Origin of the sequence: Pseudoxanthomonas sp. SE1, assembly GCF_029542205.1 — a bacterium.
Classification (GTDB): Bacteria; Pseudomonadota; Gammaproteobacteria; order Xanthomonadales; family Xanthomonadaceae; genus Pseudoxanthomonas_A.
This window is the reverse complement of record NZ_CP113783.1, coordinates 2,028,961-2,045,695: the sequence shown is the minus strand read 5'-3', so window position 1 is coordinate 2,045,695 and position 16,735 is coordinate 2,028,961. Positions and strand designations below refer to the sequence as shown.

At 64.6% G+C, this 16,735-nt stretch carries 20 protein-coding genes and 2 pseudogenes; 16 read left to right on the top strand and 6 right to left on the bottom strand.

Annotation, left to right across the window (positions count from 1 at the left end; all coding sequences use genetic code 11):
• Positions 1–92 precede the first annotated feature (92 nt).
• A complete protein-coding gene (locus OY559_RS09675; RefSeq protein ID WP_277726212.1) occupies positions 93–1,082 on the bottom strand; it encodes a DNA-binding protein in 990 nt (329 codons plus the stop codon).
• 141 nt (positions 1,083–1,223) lie between these two features.
• Between OY559_RS09675 and OY559_RS09670 the strand changes: the two genes are divergently transcribed.
• A complete protein-coding gene (locus OY559_RS09670) occupies positions 1,224–2,324 on the top strand; it encodes a site-specific integrase (RefSeq protein ID WP_277726213.1) in 1,101 nt (366 codons plus the stop codon).
• A gap of 722 nt (positions 2,325–3,046) precedes the next feature.
• On the top strand, positions 3,047–3,760 hold the full coding sequence (locus OY559_RS09665; RefSeq protein ID WP_277726214.1) for a tRNA-dependent cyclodipeptide synthase: 714 nt from the start codon (positions 3,047–3,049) through the stop codon (positions 3,758–3,760).
• Positions 3,761–3,915: 155 nt separating this feature from the next.
• Here the strand turns inward: OY559_RS09665 and merR are convergent, their stop codons facing one another.
• Complete coding sequence (merR, locus tag OY559_RS09660) at positions 3,916–4,317, bottom strand: mercury resistance transcriptional regulator MerR (RefSeq protein ID WP_277726215.1); 402 nt, start codon at positions 4,315–4,317, stop codon at positions 3,916–3,918.
• Positions 4,318–4,381: 64 nt separating this feature from the next.
• On the opposite strand from merR, the gene OY559_RS09655 reads away from it, so the two are divergent.
• The 13 genes from OY559_RS09655 to OY559_RS09595 all read left to right on the top strand — a co-directional run bounded on the left by OY559_RS09655 (position 4,382) and on the right by OY559_RS09595 (position 13,354).
• Positions 4,382–4,987 (top strand): hypothetical protein, encoded by a 606-nt coding sequence (locus tag OY559_RS09655; RefSeq protein WP_277726216.1) that lies wholly within the window; start codon positions 4,382–4,384, stop codon positions 4,985–4,987.
• Between the two features lie 62 nt (positions 4,988–5,049).
• On the top strand, positions 5,050–5,403 hold the full coding sequence (gene merT, locus OY559_RS09650; protein WP_277726217.1) for a mercuric ion transporter MerT: 354 nt from the start codon (positions 5,050–5,052) through the stop codon (positions 5,401–5,403).
• A gap of 21 nt (positions 5,404–5,424) precedes the next feature.
• On the top strand, positions 5,425–5,703 hold the full coding sequence (merP, locus tag OY559_RS09645; RefSeq protein WP_277726218.1) for a mercury resistance system periplasmic binding protein MerP: 279 nt from the start codon (positions 5,425–5,427) through the stop codon (positions 5,701–5,703).
• A 19-nt stretch (positions 5,704–5,722) separates the two neighbouring features.
• A complete protein-coding gene (merC, locus tag OY559_RS09640) occupies positions 5,723–6,142 on the top strand; it encodes an organomercurial transporter MerC (protein ID WP_277729968.1) in 420 nt (139 codons plus the stop codon).
• 221 nt (positions 6,143–6,363) lie between these two features.
• Complete coding sequence (gene merA, locus OY559_RS09635; protein ID WP_277729967.1) at positions 6,364–8,091, top strand: mercury(II) reductase; 1,728 nt, start codon at positions 6,364–6,366, stop codon at positions 8,089–8,091.
• Positions 8,092–8,110: 19 nt separating this feature from the next.
• Positions 8,111–8,476, top strand: coding sequence for a mercuric resistance transcriptional repressor MerD (gene merD / locus OY559_RS09630; protein WP_277726219.1), 366 nt, complete (start codon positions 8,111–8,113; stop codon positions 8,474–8,476).
• Entirely contained in the window at positions 8,476–8,712 is a 237-nt protein-coding gene (gene merE / locus OY559_RS09625; RefSeq protein ID WP_277726220.1) for a broad-spectrum mercury transporter MerE, read from the top strand. Before merD ends, merE (OY559_RS09625) begins: the two co-directional genes overlap by 1 nt.
• A 9-nt stretch (positions 8,713–8,721) precedes the next feature.
• Positions 8,722–9,711: a DUF3330 domain-containing protein gene (locus OY559_RS09620; protein WP_277726221.1), complete on the top strand. Its 990-nt coding sequence runs from the start codon at positions 8,722–8,724 to the stop codon at positions 9,709–9,711.
• Positions 9,708–10,742, top strand: coding sequence for a CBASS cGAMP-activated phospholipase (locus OY559_RS09615; RefSeq protein ID WP_277726222.1), 1,035 nt, complete (start codon positions 9,708–9,710; stop codon positions 10,740–10,742). The genes OY559_RS09620 and OY559_RS09615 overlap by 4 nt, the downstream gene beginning before the upstream one ends.
• Before the next feature lie 100 nt (positions 10,743–10,842).
• Complete coding sequence (locus OY559_RS09610) at positions 10,843–11,727, top strand: hypothetical protein (RefSeq protein ID WP_277726223.1); 885 nt, start codon at positions 10,843–10,845, stop codon at positions 11,725–11,727.
• 169 nt (positions 11,728–11,896) lie between these two features.
• The gene (locus OY559_RS09605) at positions 11,897–12,328 is read left to right on the top strand and encodes an FAD-dependent oxidoreductase (protein ID WP_277726224.1); all 432 of its coding nucleotides are present in this window, start codon (positions 11,897–11,899) and stop codon (positions 12,326–12,328) included.
• 343 nt (positions 12,329–12,671) lie between these two features.
• Complete coding sequence (merE, locus tag OY559_RS09600) at positions 12,672–12,890, top strand: broad-spectrum mercury transporter MerE (protein ID WP_277726225.1); 219 nt, start codon at positions 12,672–12,674, stop codon at positions 12,888–12,890.
• On the top strand, positions 12,887–13,354 hold the full coding sequence (locus OY559_RS09595; protein WP_277726226.1) for a group III truncated hemoglobin: 468 nt from the start codon (positions 12,887–12,889) through the stop codon (positions 13,352–13,354). The genes merE (OY559_RS09600) and OY559_RS09595 overlap by 4 nt, the downstream gene beginning before the upstream one ends.
• A gap of 132 nt (positions 13,355–13,486) precedes the next feature.
• Here the strand turns inward: OY559_RS09595 and OY559_RS09590 are convergent, their stop codons facing one another.
• The 4 genes and pseudogenes from OY559_RS09590 to OY559_RS09575 all read right to left on the bottom strand — a co-directional run.
• Positions 13,487–13,780: a site-specific integrase gene (locus tag OY559_RS09590; protein ID WP_343228715.1), complete on the bottom strand. Its 294-nt coding sequence runs from the start codon at positions 13,778–13,780 to the stop codon at positions 13,487–13,489.
• A 283-nt stretch (positions 13,781–14,063) separates the two neighbouring features.
• A complete protein-coding gene (gene merP, locus OY559_RS09585; protein ID WP_277726227.1) occupies positions 14,064–14,339 on the bottom strand; it encodes a mercury resistance system periplasmic binding protein MerP in 276 nt (91 codons plus the stop codon).
• Between the two features lie 64 nt (positions 14,340–14,403).
• Positions 14,404–15,078 carry a hypothetical protein gene (locus OY559_RS09580; RefSeq protein ID WP_277726228.1) on the bottom strand — a complete coding sequence of 225 codons (675 nt, stop codon included), beginning with the start codon at positions 15,076–15,078 and terminating at the stop codon, positions 14,404–14,406.
• A 988-nt stretch (positions 15,079–16,066) separates the two neighbouring features.
• Positions 16,067–16,363 (bottom strand): annotated as a pseudogene (locus tag OY559_RS09575) (IS5/IS1182 family transposase); the annotation flags it as partial.
• 22 nt (positions 16,364–16,385) lie between these two features.
• Between OY559_RS09575 and OY559_RS09570 the strand changes: the two are divergent.
• Positions 16,386–16,655, top strand: a pseudogene (locus OY559_RS09570) (transposase); the annotation flags it as partial.
• Positions 16,656–16,735 lie beyond the last annotated feature (80 nt).

The following is a 16,735-nucleotide window of genomic DNA, read 5'->3' as shown; positions in this document are numbered from 1 at the left end:
ACAGACGCGTGCAACTAGAAGCCGTCATTCGCCCGAAAATGTAAAGTTATGGGCAACGACCCGCCAAAGCGGCCTAGGTGTGGAAAGGGCGGTCACCGTTTGGCTTTGGCTGCCACCTTCCTTCTAGGCGGTTTCGCGGCGTCCGGCGGGTGGCCCTCCGACGTCCGGCGCGCGGCTTCCTCGAGCGCCTGGCGCAGCTGCGCCTCCCGGTCGAGCCCGGCGCGGACGGCGTCCTGGGCGCTGCGCAGCGCATCGCCCAAGCCATCCAGACGAGCCAGCTGCTCATCGAGCGCACGGACCCGCGCCGCGTGCTCCCCGACCGTGCGTTCCGCCTGCCCGAGTCGCTGGCGCAGCTCGGATTCTCGCTCGTGCGACTCGCGCATTTCCTGCTGGTGCGCCCGTTCCGCGCGCTCCACTTCGGTGCGCAGGAGCTTCGCTTCTTGCCTGGCCCGATCCACCTCGGCGTGACTGCGGTCCTCGATTGCCCGTAAGTGTTGGGCCGCCGCCTCGCGCTCCTGGGCTGCCGCCGCCTCCCGCGCTGACACGTGCTCCTGCAACGCGCGCCGATCGCACTCTGCGGCTTGCAGCTGCGATTCCAAGGCCTTTTGGCGCTCGCCGCCCTCGACGGCTTGGTGCTCGAGCTGTGTCGTGAGGCGCTGCAGATCCTCCAACCGTTCGGTGGCCTGGCTGCGCGCCGTGTCGGCCTCGACCCTCGCCTGGGCGGCCTGGGCGATCTGCTGGTCCCAGACGCTCCGGTCCGCTTGAAACTGCGCGCGCTCCGCCTCGACAGCCGCACGCTGCTCCTCGAGCTCGCGCTCTGCCACGGCACGCGCCTCGTTCATGGCCACGCGCCACAGGTCTGTGAACGCGGCCGAGGCGGCCGAGGGCAGCGCCGGCAGCCGGGTCTCGCCGGCGAGCCGTTTCGCCAACGCATCCCACCACGCCTCGAGCAGTTGGCCGACGCGCGCCGGACTCCCGCGTCCGAGCTCCAGGCGCACGCGCTCGACGGTAGGGCGTTCGCCGCGCTCGAGCACGCGATCAGCGGCGGCGAAAACGTCAGCTTCTGGGACCCCGACGGCCATCTCCCCTTCTCCTATGCTAAGGTCTGATAAGCAACCAGTTATCCGACTAATGGACACTCATAAGGCAGTTTTGCTATGTCGGACGTAACAAATACTACGCTCGTTCCGGTCCCCTGTGTCGACCCAGCGACTTCCGCTCTGTTGGATCCGAGGGCGCTCGACGCCGCCACTCAACGCGCGACCGAAGAATTCCTCGCGGAAGGCACGCCCGCGAACACGGCACGCAGCTACGCCTCCGCCATGCGCTACTGGGCGGCCTGGTACGCGCTGCGCTACGGCGGCGCCTTCCACGCGCAGCCCGTGCCCGTCCCGGTGGTGAACCAGTTCGTCATCGACCATCTGGAGCGCCGCGTGGGCGCCGGACTGCGCCACGATCTGCCGCCGGCCGTGGACGCGCAGCTCGTGGCGCTGGGCGCGAAGAAAGCGCTCGGCCCCTTGTCCTCGGCTACGGTCGGACACCGACTGGCGGTGCTCGCCAAATGGCATCGTCTGCAGCAGTGGGAGTCGCCGACCGACGACCACCGAATCAAGACGCTGGTCGCCAAGGCGCGCCGAGCCCAAGCGAAGCGCGGCATCGTCACGCGCAAGAAAACGGCGGCCGTCGCCGAGCCGCTGCAGGCCATGCTGGATACCTGCACCGATGGCCTTCGGGGCGTGCGCGATCGCGCGCTGCTGCTGCTCGCCTGGAGCGGTGGCGGACGCCGCCGGTCGGAAGTCGTCGAACTGCAGGTCGGCGACCTGCGCCGCCTGCGGGATGACACCTGGACCTATGCCCTGGGACGCACCAAGACGAACGCGAGCGGCCCGCGCCGGGACAAGCCGCTGCGCGGCGATGCGGCGCGGGCGGTGGCGGCGTGGCTGCAGGCGGCAAACCTCACCGAAGGCCCGCTTTTCCGGCGGATGTATCGTCACGACAAGGTCGGTTCGCGCGCCCTGTCCAGTGACCAGATCGCCCGCATCGTGCAGCGACGCGCGAAACTGGCGGGCCTCGAAGGCGATTGGGCCGCGCACAGCTTGCGCTCCGGCTTCGTGACCGAAGCGGGCCGCCAGGGCGTGGCGCTGGGCGAAGTCATGGCGATGACCGAGCACCGCAGCGTGGGGACCGTGATGGGTTACTTCCAAGCAGGCGCCTTGCTCTCGAGCCGCGTGAGCGCGCTGACGCTGCCCGGGGCCGCGCTCGCAGTGCCAGCCGAGGACGCGTCGCCGTCGCCCAACCATGCGTCATCGGCCGAAAGTCCCTGACCGCGCGTGATCGCGCGTAAGCGCCTCCGTGGACGCAGTCAAGGCTCGTGCTGCCGATCACCCATGGGGCCAACATCCTGTGCCCGTCTACCCGTGCAACTGAACTTTCGCCTCGCGTCTTGGTCGTAGATCGGAGTCAGCACGCGGTGCTTGCGGGGAGTGAACCTCTCCCCCGCGTTGGCGCACAGCGGGTGACCGCGCATCAAGGCACGCGTCAGATCCGTTCCCACGTGGGCGGAACGGCGGTATCCAGTACAACCTTCAAGTGGATTGTAGGCGTTGCAATGAGTCGGCATTATGCACTTGGATAACGCGGGTCGGATCAGTTGTCTGCTCATCATCACGCTGCTGTGCGGCTTCCTGCTGCCGAAGTACTGGACGCCGTTGCCCATGCCGGACAGGGATAGTCCGTGCCCTACGGTCACGCCAGCGGCTGCAGCATGCGAGGGGCCCGGCGCTGAGGATGCGGGAGGAAGGAGCAAGCTGCGCTGCTCGGTCCCCTGCGCTGTGGTGCCAGACGAGTTACGTTTTCACCTGAAGATCCGGGTCGCCGAACGGCCAGAAGCCAACTTTCCAGCATTACGCTCACACGACGAGCGTCCGCCGCTCCCGCCGCCCAAGGCCTGAGCCGCTTTCCCCAGATTCCGAACGCCTTAGTCAAACGCGACAAGGTGGAGCTTGACCCTGCACGTAGGTGCGAGGGTCGTCAGAGGAGACGACTTATGGAATTTCGCGGCATAACCCGTGAATGCGACCGACTGTGGTCCGAAGGCGCCATGGCGCTGGTCGGTATCAGCCCCTTCAACAGCTATTTCAGTACCGAGCGCATTCAATCAATCATCGACTTCTGCGAGGACGGCGGGCGCGCTGTTGCCTTGTTCGTCCCGGACGACGTCACGCGGTTCACCTTGCAAGCCCGCGGCTACACGAAAGACGAAGCAGTCAGGAAAACCAGCCGGCAAATGCGCTACCTGCGCAACAAGATGAACCAAGCGATGGGTGCCAGGCGCCTTGCGATCCTCGGGTGCGAGTCCTTGGCGACCAATGCGGCCTACCAAAACCGGCTCGCAGAAGCGCTCGATCGGTTCGAGACTGACGACGTTTTTCGTCGGAGGTGCCTCGACACGACACGTTGGGTTCTGTCTGCTAAGGATGGTGAGCCGGTTGGCCTCGATGCGGCAATGCTTGGCGTTCAATACCTCCTCGCCGAGCTGCCCCTGTTCTTCCATGCCTCGGAGATGATCGGATCTGACGTGGTATTCGTGTACCACCAGTGCCCGCTGCTGATCTCGGAAACATATCAGGGCGAACTGGCAGGCAAGGTGTCCCGAGGCCAAGGATTTGGCGTGCTGCGTCCGCACGAACTTGCAGGTGAGGCGGCCGAGCAGTTGCAGACGCACGCGCTGCAAGTCCCGTGCCCGAACCGTTGCCGCTGAGCGCTTGATGCATCAGGCGGCACCACCGTTGCCGTGGTGCCGCCTGCGGAACCGATCGGATTTAGCTGCGTGACGCGGCCATTACGTGCACAGCAGGTGTTCGCGCCGCGAGTGGCGGCGTCGAGGCAGCGGTCCAGACCGCTGCGCGTGCGGACTCAATGCAACGCGGCGATCAGCGGGCACGACACTTGGCCGTGATGCGTATGGCAAGCGACCACCAGTTGGGACAGCGCCTGTTCCATGCGCCGCAGATCCGCCAGGCGCGCGCGCACGTCGGCCAGCCGCAGCGCCGCAAGTTCGGCCGCCTCGTGGCAGTGGGTGCCGTCGTCCAGCTTGAGCAATTGCGCGACCTCGTCGAGGCTGAAGCCCAACCGCTGGGCCGATTTCACGAACTTGACCCGCGCCACTTCCGTCGGCCCGTAGCGACGGATGCCGCCGTAGGGCTTCACTGGTTCGAGCAACAGCCCCTTGCGCTGGTAGAACCGGATCGTCTCGACATTGACGCCGGCCGCCTTGGCGAAGGCGCCGATGGTCAGGTTTTCCGGAGTGTGATCCATCCGCTTGATCCCGTACTTGACTACGGAGGTAGCTTACGACCGTTCGACCCGCCCGGAGAAGCCCATGCCCATCGCCCCCATTGGTTTCTACTCTGCTGCATTGGTGTGCGCAGCCGTCCCGCAGATCGGCTGTGGGTGCCTCGCCAAGCCCGTGCTGGCTCAGCTGGAGGATCAACCGGCCATCGCGCGCGCGTGGCTGCACCGTCGCGGCGACCTGATCGCGATCGAGTGGCGATGCGAACTCGACGTCGATCAGCAGGTCCGCCTGCTGCACGTCGCACTTGGTGGCGGCCGTGAGTTCGCATGCACTCCAGCGGCGGCTGGCGATTTGCTCGCGACCTTTCCCGACCCGTCGCAGTGGTACCGGTGCGAAACCGTCGATCAGCTCAGCGAGGAAGAGGCGCACACCATTGCCGCCCGGATCGTGCTGCGCCTGTCGCAACGGGGCGTGCCGCTGCCTGACGGCGCGGCGCTGCAATGCGATCTGGCGTGTGCGCTGCGGGACGTACTCATCGCGGACGAGAACATCCGCATCGAAGCCCGCCTGGCGCGACTGCTCGCGGCCGCGCGAGACGTGCTGCAACAGCACGTCGGGGTGCCCTGGGAGACCGTCTTGACCCTCGCCACGCTGCTGCCCGCCGATGCAGCGCCCTGTGAGCATGGCGCTTGACTCCGTACCCAAGTACGGCAGTAAGGTGCAGGCGTCAACCCAGATGGATCCACGGCATCGCGATGAAAAACACCAATAAAACGGGCGCCACGGCGCTGCTCGCCGGCGGCGTCACGGCGGTTCTGGCCTCGGCGTGCTGCCTCGGCCCCCTGGTGCTGGTGACCTTGGGATTCAGCGGGGCGTGGCTGGGCAACCTCGCGGCGCTCGAACCCTACCGCCCGCTCTTCATCGGCGCCGCCCTGGTCGCCATGTTCTTCGCCTGGCGCCGTATTTACCGGCCGGCCGCGGCGTGCGCGCCGGGCGAAGTCTGCGCGGTACCGCAGGTCAAGGCCGCATACAAGATTCTCTTCTGGATCGTCGCGGTCTTGATTCTGCTGGCACTGACCTTCCCCTACCTCGCACCGTGGTTCTACTGACACTTCCCGGAGGATCCGCACATGAAGAAACTCGCCACCGTTCTCGTCCTGGCCCTCGCGTTCACCGCACCGGCCTGGGCGGCCCTCAAGACCGTAACGCTCACCGTGGACGGCATGTACTGCGCCAGCTGCCCGATCACCGTCAAGCGGGGGCTGAGCAAGGTCGAAGGCGTGACCAAGATCGAGGTCAACTACGAAGCGAAGGAAGTCGTTGTGACCTTCGATGACGCCAAGACCACGCTCAAGGCGCTCACCGACGCGACGGCCAACGCCGGTTATCCGTCCACTGTCAAGAAGTGAGCGAGTCATGACCACTCCGATCGGCTGGTTTGCCCGTCTCGGTGACAAGGCCGGCTCGGTCGGTGCCCTGGTGTCCGCGATGGGCTGCGCGGGCTGCTTTCCCGCGCTCGGCAGCTTGGGCGCCGCCATCGGCTTGGGCTTCCTGAGTCAATACGAAGGAGTCTTTATCCGTTACTTGCTACCACTGTTCGCCGGCATTGCGCTCCTGGCCAACGTGATCAGTGGGCGTCGTCACGGGCAATGGTTCCGGGGTGCGTTGGGAGTGACTGGCCCGCTCCTCGTGTTGGCCGCGGTGTTCGTGATGGTGGTCTTGGATCAGCGCAGCGGCTTTCTGCTGTATCCCGGTTTGGTGCTGATGGTTGCGGTGGCGATCTGGGATTTGATTTCCCGGCCACGCAAGGCCGGCACCACGACCGATGACAAGACAGACTGTTGTTAACCCGACCACAAGGCGTTGCAATACATGAAGGCGTGGCTGCGCTCGAAGAAAGACGATCTCTATGCGATCGGGATCATCGTCGGCATTGCGCTATTGCTGATCGTGGCCGCGCCGTATTGCTGCTGAGACAAGGGCGCCTCCCGCGCCACGACAAACGGCTTCTCCCGTTGCAGCGGAGGGCAGACACACTGCCTCCGCCCCATTGGAAATTGGAAACACCCATGAACGAACGCATCTTGAACGTGACCGGCATGACCTGCGCGGACTGCGCCCATCACATCGAGAAGGCGCTGCAAGCCGTGCCGGAACTCGCGAAGGTCGCGGTCAGCTATCCCAAAAGGGAAGTCCGTGTCCGCAGCGCGCATCCGCTGACACTGGCGCAGTTGAACGAGGCCTTGCCCCGCAACTACCGGCTGGTGGAGCCAGCAGTAGCCGAGGCCGCGCCAACCGCAACCACGAAACCCTCAGCTGTGGACAAAGTTCTGGGCGCCTTGGGCGGCCTGCTCAAGCAGCCGCGCAGCACCTCGAACGACGCTTCGGGAGCGTCACCAGCACCCCTGCGGATCGCCGTCATCGGCAGCGGCGGCGCCGCCATGGCAGGGGCGATCAAGGCGGCGGAATCCGGGGCGCAGGTCACGCTCATCGAGCGTGGCACGATTGGCGGCACCTGCGTCAACGTCGGCTGCGTGCCCTCGAAGATCATGATCCGCGCCGCGCACGTTGCGCATGTGCGGCGGACCAGCCCCTTCGACGACGGTATCGCCGCGTGCGCGCCCGCCGTCGACCGCACGCGCTTGTTGGCCCAACAGCAGGCCCGCGTCGACGAACTGCGCCACGAGAAGTACGAAGCCATTCTGGAAGCGAATCCGAACATCGAACTGGTCCGGGGCGAAGCGCGCTTCAAGGACAGCCACCGCTTGAGCGTGAACTTGACTGACGGCGGGGAACGCGAAGTCGCCTTCGACCGCTGCCTGATCGCCACCGGCGCCAGCGCGGCGGTGCCGCCGATCACAGGGCTCAAAGACACGCCGTATTGGACTTCGACCGAGGCGTTGGTCACCGACGCCATCCCCGAACGACTGGCTGTCATCGGTTCCTCGGTGGTGGCGGTGGAACTGGCGCAGGCCTTCGCCCGCCTGGGCAGCCAGGTCACGATCCTGGCGCGCAGCACGCTGTTCTTCCACGAAGATCCGGCCATCGGCGAAGCCGTGACCGCGGCCTTCCGTGCCGAGGGCATCGAGGTGTGGGAGCAAACCCAGGCCACTCAGGCGTCCTACCAAGAGGGTGCGTTCGTCCTCGCCACCAACCACGGCGAACTGCGTGCTGATCGCTTGCTCATCGCCACCGGGCGCTCCCCCAACACCCGCAGCCTGGCGCTGGGGAATGCCGGTGTGTCGCTGGATGAGCGCGGCGCCATCGTGGTCGACCAGGCCATGCGCACCAGTGCAGCGGACATCTACGCTGCCGGCGACTGCACGAGCCAACCGCAGTTCGTTTACGTGGCCGCCGCCGCCGGCACCCGTGCGGCAGTCAACATGACCGGTGGTGACGCGACCTTGGATCTCGACACCGTACCGGCGGTGGTATTCACCGATCCGCAGGTGGCGACCATCGGCTACAGCGAGGCGGAGGCGCATCACGACGGCATCGAGACCGACAGCCGCACGCTCACGCTCGACAACGTGCCGCGGGCGCTGGTCAACTTCGACACGCACGGCTTCATCAAGCTGGTCGCCGAGGCCAGCACCGGCCGGCTCATCGGCGTGCAGGCCGTCGCCCCGGAAGCCGGCGAGATCATCCAGACCGCGGCGCTCGCGATCCGCGCCGGCATGACCGTGCGGGACTTGGCCGACCAGTTGTTCCCCTATCTGACGATGGTCGAGGGACTCAAGCTCGCGGCGCAGACCTTCCACAAGGACGTCAAACAGCTGTCGTGCTGCGCAGGTTAGCTGCCAGGCACCGATTGAGATGAACGCCTACACGATATCCAGACTGGCTGAAGACGCAGGCGTGAGCGTCCACGTGGTGCGCGATCACGTGCTCCGCGGTCTGGTGCATCCGGCACGGCGCACGGAAAGCGGATACGGCATTTTCGACGAGCAGTCGCTGGCCCGGCTGCGGTTCGTTCGGGCCGCTTTCGAGGCGGGAATCGGCTTGGACGTACTGGCACGGCTGTGCCGGGCGCTGGATGCGGCGGACGGCGCGGATGCAGTTGCGCAACTCGCCGGGCTGCGTCAGCAACTCGAGCGCCGACGCGAGTCACTGGCCGACCTGGAAGCGCAGTTGGCGGCCATGCCAGCTGAGCCGGCATACCCAGCGGAAAGCGTGCCGTGATGAACCGCCTCCAGCGTACATCGTCCCAAGGGCGCCGGCCGATCGCCGGTTACCTGTGGGGCGCGCTGGCCGTGCTGTCCTGCCCCTGCCATCTACCGATTCTCGCCGTCGTGCTCGCCGGCACTACCGCCGGCGCCTTTCTCGGTGAGTACTGGGGTGTTGCAGCACTTGCGTTGATCGGCTTGTTCGTCCTTTCAGTGGCGCGGATGCTGCGGGCCTTCGGTCGCCGGACCTGACCGCTTCTCATGACCGATTTCACTCACCAGCCTCTCATCGCTTCCGTGCTGCAACAGGCTTGGGAGCGCCGGGAGTTCTTGCTCCATTACCAGCCGCAGATTGATCTGCGCACCGGCGCCATCGTAGGTGTTGAAGCGCTGTTGCGATGGCAGCGCCCGGGATATGGCTTGCGCCTGCCGCAGGACTTCGTGGGCTTGGCCGAATCGACGGGATTGATCGTCGAACTCGGCCAATGGATCTTGCGCGAGGCCTGTCGTCAGAATCGCGAATGGCAAGGGCAGGGGCTGCCGTGGGTCCGCGTCGCGGTGAATGCCTCAGCCTTGCAGTTGAGTGCGGCATTGGAACAGACGGTTCGTCGCACACTTGAAGAAACGGGACTGCCTCCGAAATATCTGGAGCTTGAACTCACCGAGTCGGTCGCGTTTAGCGATCCGCTTGCGATGGCGATGCTGGGTGAAATCGCCCGCCTGGGAGTCAGCGTCGGAGTCGACGACTTCGGCACCGGCTACGCTTGCCTGGCGCATCTGCAATGTTGCCCGGTGACTGCGTTGAAGATCGATCGCCGTTTCGTCGATCGCGTTTCTGACGATCCCAAGAGCCACGCGATCGTGCAGGCCGTCATTGCGTTGGGCCATGCCTTGGATATGCGGGTCGTTGCCGAAGGTGTTGAGCACGCCGACGACTTGGACGTGCTGCGACTGTTGAACTGCGACGAAGCCCAAGGCTTCCTGTTTGCCCAGGCGATGCCCGCCAACGCACTGGCCGCACTTCTCGCGCAACGGACCACATTCGCCGTCAGTACACGCGATACCGGTCTCATCAGTTGCAGTGTCTGCTGCCAGGATATTCCGCTGAGCGCCGCGCTGACACCGGAAGGCGCCGGCTACGTTGAACACTTTTGCGGTCTGGAGTGCTTTCAGCGCTTCGCAATGCGCGACGAGTCCAAAGCCGTCTCGACGCCGTCATTCCGAGAGGACGCCACCAAGGACCCACCGTGAACCCGACCTCGTCCGCGAAGTTCGCCGCACCCCTGGCGCCACGAGACCCCGCTTCCGCGGCTTTATTCTCGGTACTGACCCTGGATGGCGGCGGTGCGCGCGGCTACCTGACACTCAAGATTCTCGAACAGGTCGAGGCGTACTTGAATGGGCTGACCGGCGCGGCGCTTCCGCTCGGCGCCCACTTCGACCTTGTCTGCGGCACCTCGACCGGCGGGATCATTGCACTGGCGCTCGCCCTCGGACGGCCGGTCAGCGAGGTGTCGGCGCTTTACGAGGCGCATCTGCCACGCATCTTCGGGCCGGCCATGCGCCGTTGGGCCGGGGTCGACAATTTTCGCCCTCGCTACTGCAGCGATGCGCTGCGCGAGGCCATGCGGGCCCTCTTCGGCGACCTCACCTTGGGCGATGTGCAGACGGATGTCTGTATTACTGCGCTCTCGCTGGCCAATGCACGGCCCCAACTGTTCCGGAGCGACTACGCCCATCGGGGCGCATCGCGCATCGACGGACGTCTCGTCGATCTGGCGCTGGCCGCCTCCGCCGCCCCCACCTTCTTTGCCGCGCATTCGACCGAACATTGGACGGATCTGGTCGATGGGGGCTTGTACGCCAACAACCCCGCGTTGCTCGGCGTGGTGGAGTCCTTCCGCTTCTCGCGCAAGAGTCGCCGTGGCGTGGCGCCACCTTACGACCTCGGCACCACCTGCCTGGAGCAGCTGGCCGTGCTGTCGGTGGGCACGGGCGAACAATGCGCCATGCCTTTCGACCCCGATCGCCTGCGCACCGGCGGTCAGCTGGCTTGGGGACGGCACTTTCACAGCGTCTCCAGCGAAAGCCAATCACAGTACGTCAACCTGCTGGCCGAAGGCCTGCTCGGTGCGGCGTATCACCGCATCAATCCACGCCTGGATTTTCCGATGGGCATGGATGAATTGCGCCGCCTGCCGGCGCTCAAGAACCTAGCCGACCTGGCCGAACACGACGAGGCGTTTCTGCGTACCCGCATCGCCGCGACCGTTGACGCGTGAAGCATCGGAGCGGCCAAGCGCAGAGCCCTGCCGACCCGCGTGACAGCGCGACCAAGGCGCGAGGGGCGGCTCAACACCGATGACAAGGGAGATCCAAACTATGGCTACCGCTACTGACAAACTCGACGACTCGATTTTCAATGGCTTTCGAGCGGGTCGAACGTTCATAGACTTCTGGCTACCGCGCATTTTGGCGCTTGGGGCGAGTGTGATCGGGCCTCTTCCCCTGGTCCTCGACCTGAAGTGGAGCGTGTCGATGTCGATCATCGGACCTATCTTCTGGCTGGCTTCGATCCTGCTCACCGTCGCCTCGGTCGCGTTGGCCAGACGGGCCGGTGACAAGCGCTTCGTCTGGCTGGTCATCGTGGCCTTCCTAGCGGGTTACATGGCAACCGCTACGTACGACTCCAGCAGGGTGGCGGGGATCAGTGCCGGAGTTGTCGCGATGGACGAAGCGCTCGACTTTGGGCGGCGCCTCAGAGGGCAAGTCGCGCCGGGGGGGCATGGGTCCATGCATGCCGACGAACACGAAGTCGGTCCCGAGCGCGAACAAGCGCCGCCTGCTCCGAGCCCGGCTGATGCACACGGCTCGGCAGCCTCGTCTGAGGAACATCAGCCAGAGGCGGAACACGCCGCAGAGCATGAGCCGGTTTCCTCTCTCAGCTCAGGGGCCACCGTCGCTCTGGGTTACGCTTGGCATTATTGGAGCGGGATCATGTTCAGCCTGTCGTTCCTCGTGCTGTTTGGCGCACGGGGATGGAAATGGGCGATACCCTACCTGGTGCTGGTGATCTATCCGGGCATGGTCTTCGCAATGGGGAGCCACACCATTGCGAATTTCATCTGGGAGGCCGTCGGACACGCGGGCTTCGGTCTAACCTTAGGCATTGCCAGCAGCGCGCTGCTGGCGTCTGACGCTGGGCAACGCTCTGGCTCACGTCCAGGCGTGGAAGTTCCAACGGACGCTTCGAGAAAGGAACAATAGATAAGAAGATTGTTTCATCGCCGCATGTGCGGTGACTAGCCTCGTGTAGACGACGAACAACTTTGCCGAGGAGATCTTGTTCCAAGTGCCGTGGCAGTGTCCGGCGGCTTGGGCGATCCATAATGGAAAGCGTCGGACTGGCCCTTGCAACTCTGCTCGGGAGATTCCAATGACCAAGACATCCACGGAACAGTACGACCTCATCGTGATCGGTGGCGGAATGGCAGGGCCCCCGTTAGCGCAGAAAGCGGCATTGAAGGGTCGGAAGACAGCCCTGGTCGAGAAAGAACTTCTCGGCGGCACCTGCCTCAGTCGCGGCTGCATTCCGACCAAGACCATGATTCACTCGGCAAGAATCATGCACCACGTTCGGCGCGCCGCCGAATTTGGCATTGTCGTCGGGGAGCCCAAGGCGGATCTCCAGGCGATCATCCGGCGAAAGGACGAGGTGGTGAAGCCGATCCGGGATGGTGCGTACCGCGGGGTCGGAAAAATCAAAAATCTTCACTTGATCGAGGGCAATGCGCGCCTCGAGGGGGCCGGGTCGCCTAGTCCAACGTGCCGAGCGTCTCTTGCCGAAAGAGGAGCCGGACATTATTAGCGCCGTGTTGCGGGAGATACTTCAGCGTGAGGGCATTGAAGTGGTGACCGGTGCTGAGGTTACGAGCGTCGAACTGTCTGGCGGCGCCGGAGCATACCCAGTCTGGCCAGGTCGCCTACGCAGAGGGCGCGTTCGTGCTGACCACGGCACACGGCGAATTGCGCGCCGACCGACCGCTGGATGCGATTGTGTCGGTCACTGGATGCATCGAAGGCCGATAAGGTGGTGACGTGCCGTGCAGAGTCAGGCGCAATTGTTGATGAGCGGCGGCAGGGATTGCTGGGGTTGGAGGCACAATTGAGCGCGCTGCGGGCAGAGGTTGGTCGACACGGAAAGGCAGGCGATGAACGGTCACGAGCGCAGATCCGTCACGGGTTACTCGTGGGCCGCGATGGCTGTGCTGAAGTGCCCGTGTCACCTCCCGCTCCTGGCCCCGCACTCGGCGGGTAAGGCGGCCGGCGCCGTTTTCAGGGCGCACTGGGTCATCGCGGCACTGGGATTGATCAGGTTGTTCGGGCTATCCGTGTGGCGGGCGACGCGTACGTTTGGAGGACGCGCATGAGCGGTTTGATGCCCGGTCAGCTTGAATTCGTCGACGGCCGATCGACGCATCCGCACGCCCTTGAGCGCCAACTGGAAACCATCGCCATGAATTCGCGCGAATTGAACTCACCGGAGGCCATTGCCGACTGCGTGGACGCGTTTTACGCAAAAGTAATCATTGATGCCGCGCTTGGTCCGATCTTCAAAGAAGTTGACCTGCAGCAACATAAACCAACGATTCGCGCGTATTGGCGCAAGATGCTGCTCGGCGAGCATGAGGGCTATCGGCGCAACATGATTGCCCAGCACATTGCACTGCACACGCGCCATTCCTTGCAACACCATCATTTTCAGCGGTGGTTGGAACTATTTGTGGAGACCGTGGATGAGCAATTCTGCGGGCACGCCGCCGTCCGGGCCAAGCGCCTTGCGACCACGATCGCTATCAACCTCGAAGCGCTGCTCGATGTCCGTCGGATGTAATGGAGCATGGCATGCAGCCGCCACAGCTATGCGACCGGATCCTGATCGGCGCCGGTACCGGTGCCGGCGTTAGGGCGTCGCCGGCATGGCTGCGGCGGCAGGCTGCAAGGTCGCCGTGATCGATAGCTTGCGTTATGGCGACACGTGCGCCTTGCGCGGGTGCGACGCCAAAACAATGCTCCTCGAAGTGACGTCGAGTGTCGACCGGGCCCGCAACGTGAACGCGCGCTCGCCAAACCGACACAGATCGCTCATGTCCGCGGCGGCCAATTCACCGCGTCGGTGCCCGCCGCTGGCGAACGCGGACAGCAGCAGCGCGCGCTCGTGCACCCCGGTAAGCGTGGCATCGCAGGTGGCGAGCAGTGCGGCCAGTTCGGGCTGGGTGATCGCGGTCCTCCTAGTGGACCGGTCGCCGCGTCTGACCACGGCGCGACGGGCGCGGGCCAGCGCCGACGCCGCCTTCGCGAGAGCGCGCGGCTCGCTTGAGCTTGAAGTGCAGCCGCTACCTGGCCCGGCTGAACAGAGCTCGCTTCCCAGGCGATGAGGTAGATGCCCGCTTCGCCGGACGGATCGCTACCGCGGCTGCGGGGACAGCGGCGACTGGCAAATGCCCCGGCGCGGCTTGGCCGTTTTCAGCCGAACTGGGGTGCCAACGACACACTCAACGGATCGAGCGCGAGCGTTAGCACCACTTGTCAACAGGGAAAGGTTACTTGACGCGCGACGGGTAACCCGCATCCGCGGTGGCTTTGATGAGCGCTGAAACCGTAGTCTTGGCATCGTCGAACGACACTTGGACTTCCTTGGCTTCTACGCGAAAGTCGATCTTTTGTACGCCGGCAATCCGGTTTAGAACCTTCTTGATCGTGACGGGGCACGTTGAGCACGTCATGTCATCAACGACCAAGGTCGTGGTCCGGGTGGCAGCCCAACCCGGCGAGGAGAGAGCGAGAGTCATTGACAGCACGGCAACGTACTTTTTCATGGGGACGATCCTCAGGGACGTGTGAGCAGTCGAGCAGAAGGTTCAAGCGGCGTCGGAATCAGGACTACTCTTCACCTTTGAGCGGTCGGGTGCCAAGTTTGAGTGCATCCGCGAACGCACGCAGTTCATTCTCATCGAGCAAGGGGCTGACGGCGCCGATCAATCGCTCACTGCGAGTGCCAACAGATTGCCCAACGAGGTCCTGGCGAAGTTGCGGCTCGATCGCATCCACTACAGTGGCGGCCTTCGACGCGGCGGAAGGGGCGTGGGCAACCAGACGTCGCGTGAGGCGCTGGGCGATAAAGCGCGCCTCATCGTTGCTGAGTTCGTCGGCCGTCATTTTATTGTACCAACCGTCGCGTGTCTGGAAACTCTCCTGAAGCGCACGGGCGCGCGAACCACCAAGCCGCCGGAATCGCAGGTCATGAATCGAGGCAACTTCCTCAACCGCGGCGTCGCGCTGCACACTATCGCTGCCGCTCTTCCAGACCGCGGCCACGATGGTCCCTGTGCGATCAACCCATGCCTCCGCTACCGAAGGCTGGTTCTCGAGCGCTCTCAGAACGGGCTTCACCTTCCCGCCGCAAGCGATCTGTGGCGCCGACGGGCACCGCAGGGGTACTTCATAGAACGCGTTTGCGGCAGCCCTTGGCATCTCGCCTGCCATCGCGGTTGAAGCGCTGCCGAGCGCACTCAGCGCCATGCTGACGCACGCGGCCTGAAGCGTGGATCGGAACATCATCATTGTTGGGTGCCTCGAATGGGATTTAGATGTGGAAAGCTGCTGGTCGACGCCCCAACGCCATTCGGAATACGGGGTCGAACGCCTTTGTAACCCCGTACCCGAGTACGGAGTCAATCCCGCCGAGAAAGCCGGGCTCTGCTTGTCCCACGTTCGTGGGCAACAGCGCGATAGTACTCAGGAAGGGTTCGCACATTCGGAAGCTGGGTGCATCGAGATGTTTGCGAAGTACGCCCCGTGCGGATTCGAGCAAGCGCTGCAGTCGGACGCCGAGAGGAATATCGTCTTGTGTAACGAGCACATCCCGGAGGACTGCCTCAAGGTCCGAGCGGAGGGCGGCTCCATCAGGCGTCGGGATACGCGCGTCGACCAAGTGCTCGACCAGCCGCGAGGCGAGCACGCCCGCCTCTTCCTCGCTCAATCGGTCCACTGTGCAGCGGCTGTACCACTGCCCGGAATCCCCGAGTGTTCCCAGCAGAGCCGACGTGGCTTCGGGGGGCATCCCCGTGGCTGTGCCGTCGCCAAGTGCTTGCGCAACCGGAGCCAGTTGCTGACCAAGCGGGACCGGCTGGCGCCACTGCACGGCGATCAAGCCACCCGTGCGGTGTATCCATGTGGTGTCGACATCCGGGTCGTCCTCCAAGCGCTGGAGCAACGGCTTGGAAAGGCAACCGCAAGCGATCTCCGGTACGGCCGCGCAAGTCAGAGGAACCCGATACAAGCCAATCCAAGCGGTCACGTCCACCTCGTGCGAGAAAGCCGGCTAGCATGCTAGTACCGTATGCGCATACGGAGTCAAGGTCCCCATGGGGGACTCGGCTCATCGCCGTTCAGCGGAAGGACCGGAACGCGTCGCCGCGGTGATCGTTGAAGCGGCTGTTTCTGATCCGCCAGGCTGAAGGGTTGCCTATGCAGAATTCACTCTACGCCGGTAGTAGATGTTAAGCCTGGACAGGACCACGGCATCTGCGCCAACACCCGCATCGAGCTTGCGCCGCACCACGCGCAGCACGATTCCCAGAATGGTGCGCTGACGCTTCACCACGCGCCGCAAGCGCTTGTACAGCTTGGCGTGCGCGTAGCCCCCAGCCTTGCGCCGGAGCGACTTGCCCTCTTTGGCGAAAGTTTGTTTAAGCTCGATCCCGGCTCGTTTCGCTGCCTTCACCACCTGATAGCGCGCCACCTCCAACAACCGCGAGTCGGTCGGATGCGCAATCGCCTTTTCTTGTACCGTAGTGTCCACGATCACCCGCTCGAACTCCGCCGGCTTCACCGCCTTCACCCGCCACCGCCGTGTCGATCGTCGCCTTCAGCACACCGAAACCGCGCTGCACGACGAAAGGACAGCGCACGCTGCCACCCGGCAGGCGCTAGCGGAGCGGGTCACCGAGATCGCCCAGCTCGGCGAGCGCATCACTGGGCTGACCGCGCGCCTGGCCGAGCACGAAGCCCATGTGCAATCGCTGGAAGAAAAGCACGCCCACGCCCGCGAGGCGCTGGAGCATTACCGGACCTTGGTGAAAGAGCAGCGCGAGCAGGAGCAGCGTCGACACGAGCACCAGGTGCAGGAACTGTCGAGGGGCTGAAGCTTGCCGCACAAACCTTCGTCAAGGACATCAAGCAGCTTTCTTGCTGTGCGGGCTGAAGGGAGATC

What these genes read in the sequence shown, in the direction of transcription:
- merP (WP_277726227.1), bottom strand. Translation starts at nt 14,339, where the DNA reads ATGAAAAAGTACGTTGCCGTGCTGTCAATGACTCTCGCTCTCTCCTCG.
- OY559_RS09655 (WP_277726216.1), top strand. Translation starts at nt 4,382, where the DNA reads ATGCCCATCGCCCCCATTGGTTTCTACTCTGCTGCATTGGTGTGCGCA.
- OY559_RS09610 (WP_277726223.1), top strand. Translation starts at nt 10,843, where the DNA reads ATGGCTACCGCTACTGACAAACTCGACGACTCGATTTTCAATGGCTTT.
- merA (WP_277729967.1), top strand. Translation starts at nt 6,364, where the DNA reads ATGAACGAACGCATCTTGAACGTGACCGGCATGACCTGCGCGGACTGC.
- OY559_RS09605 (WP_277726224.1), top strand. Translation starts at nt 11,897, where the DNA reads ATGACCAAGACATCCACGGAACAGTACGACCTCATCGTGATCGGTGGC.
- merE (WP_277726225.1), top strand. Translation starts at nt 12,672, where the DNA reads ATGAACGGTCACGAGCGCAGATCCGTCACGGGTTACTCGTGGGCCGCG.
- OY559_RS09675 (WP_277726212.1), bottom strand. Translation starts at nt 1,082, where the DNA reads ATGGCCGTCGGGGTCCCAGAAGCTGACGTTTTCGCCGCCGCTGATCGC.
- merP (WP_277726218.1), top strand. Translation starts at nt 5,425, where the DNA reads ATGAAGAAACTCGCCACCGTTCTCGTCCTGGCCCTCGCGTTCACCGCA.
- OY559_RS09595 (WP_277726226.1), top strand. Translation starts at nt 12,887, where the DNA reads ATGAGCGGTTTGATGCCCGGTCAGCTTGAATTCGTCGACGGCCGATCG.
- merE (WP_277726220.1), top strand. Translation starts at nt 8,476, where the DNA reads ATGAACCGCCTCCAGCGTACATCGTCCCAAGGGCGCCGGCCGATCGCC.
- merD (WP_277726219.1), top strand. Translation starts at nt 8,111, where the DNA reads ATGAACGCCTACACGATATCCAGACTGGCTGAAGACGCAGGCGTGAGC.
- OY559_RS09620 (WP_277726221.1), top strand. Translation starts at nt 8,722, where the DNA reads ATGACCGATTTCACTCACCAGCCTCTCATCGCTTCCGTGCTGCAACAG.
- OY559_RS09580 (WP_277726228.1), bottom strand. Translation starts at nt 15,078, where the DNA reads ATGTTCCGATCCACGCTTCAGGCCGCGTGCGTCAGCATGGCGCTGAGT.
- merR (WP_277726215.1), bottom strand. Translation starts at nt 4,317, where the DNA reads ATGGATCACACTCCGGAAAACCTGACCATCGGCGCCTTCGCCAAGGCG.
- OY559_RS09665 (WP_277726214.1), top strand. Translation starts at nt 3,047, where the DNA reads ATGGAATTTCGCGGCATAACCCGTGAATGCGACCGACTGTGGTCCGAA.
- merT (WP_277726217.1), top strand. Translation starts at nt 5,050, where the DNA reads ATGAAAAACACCAATAAAACGGGCGCCACGGCGCTGCTCGCCGGCGGC.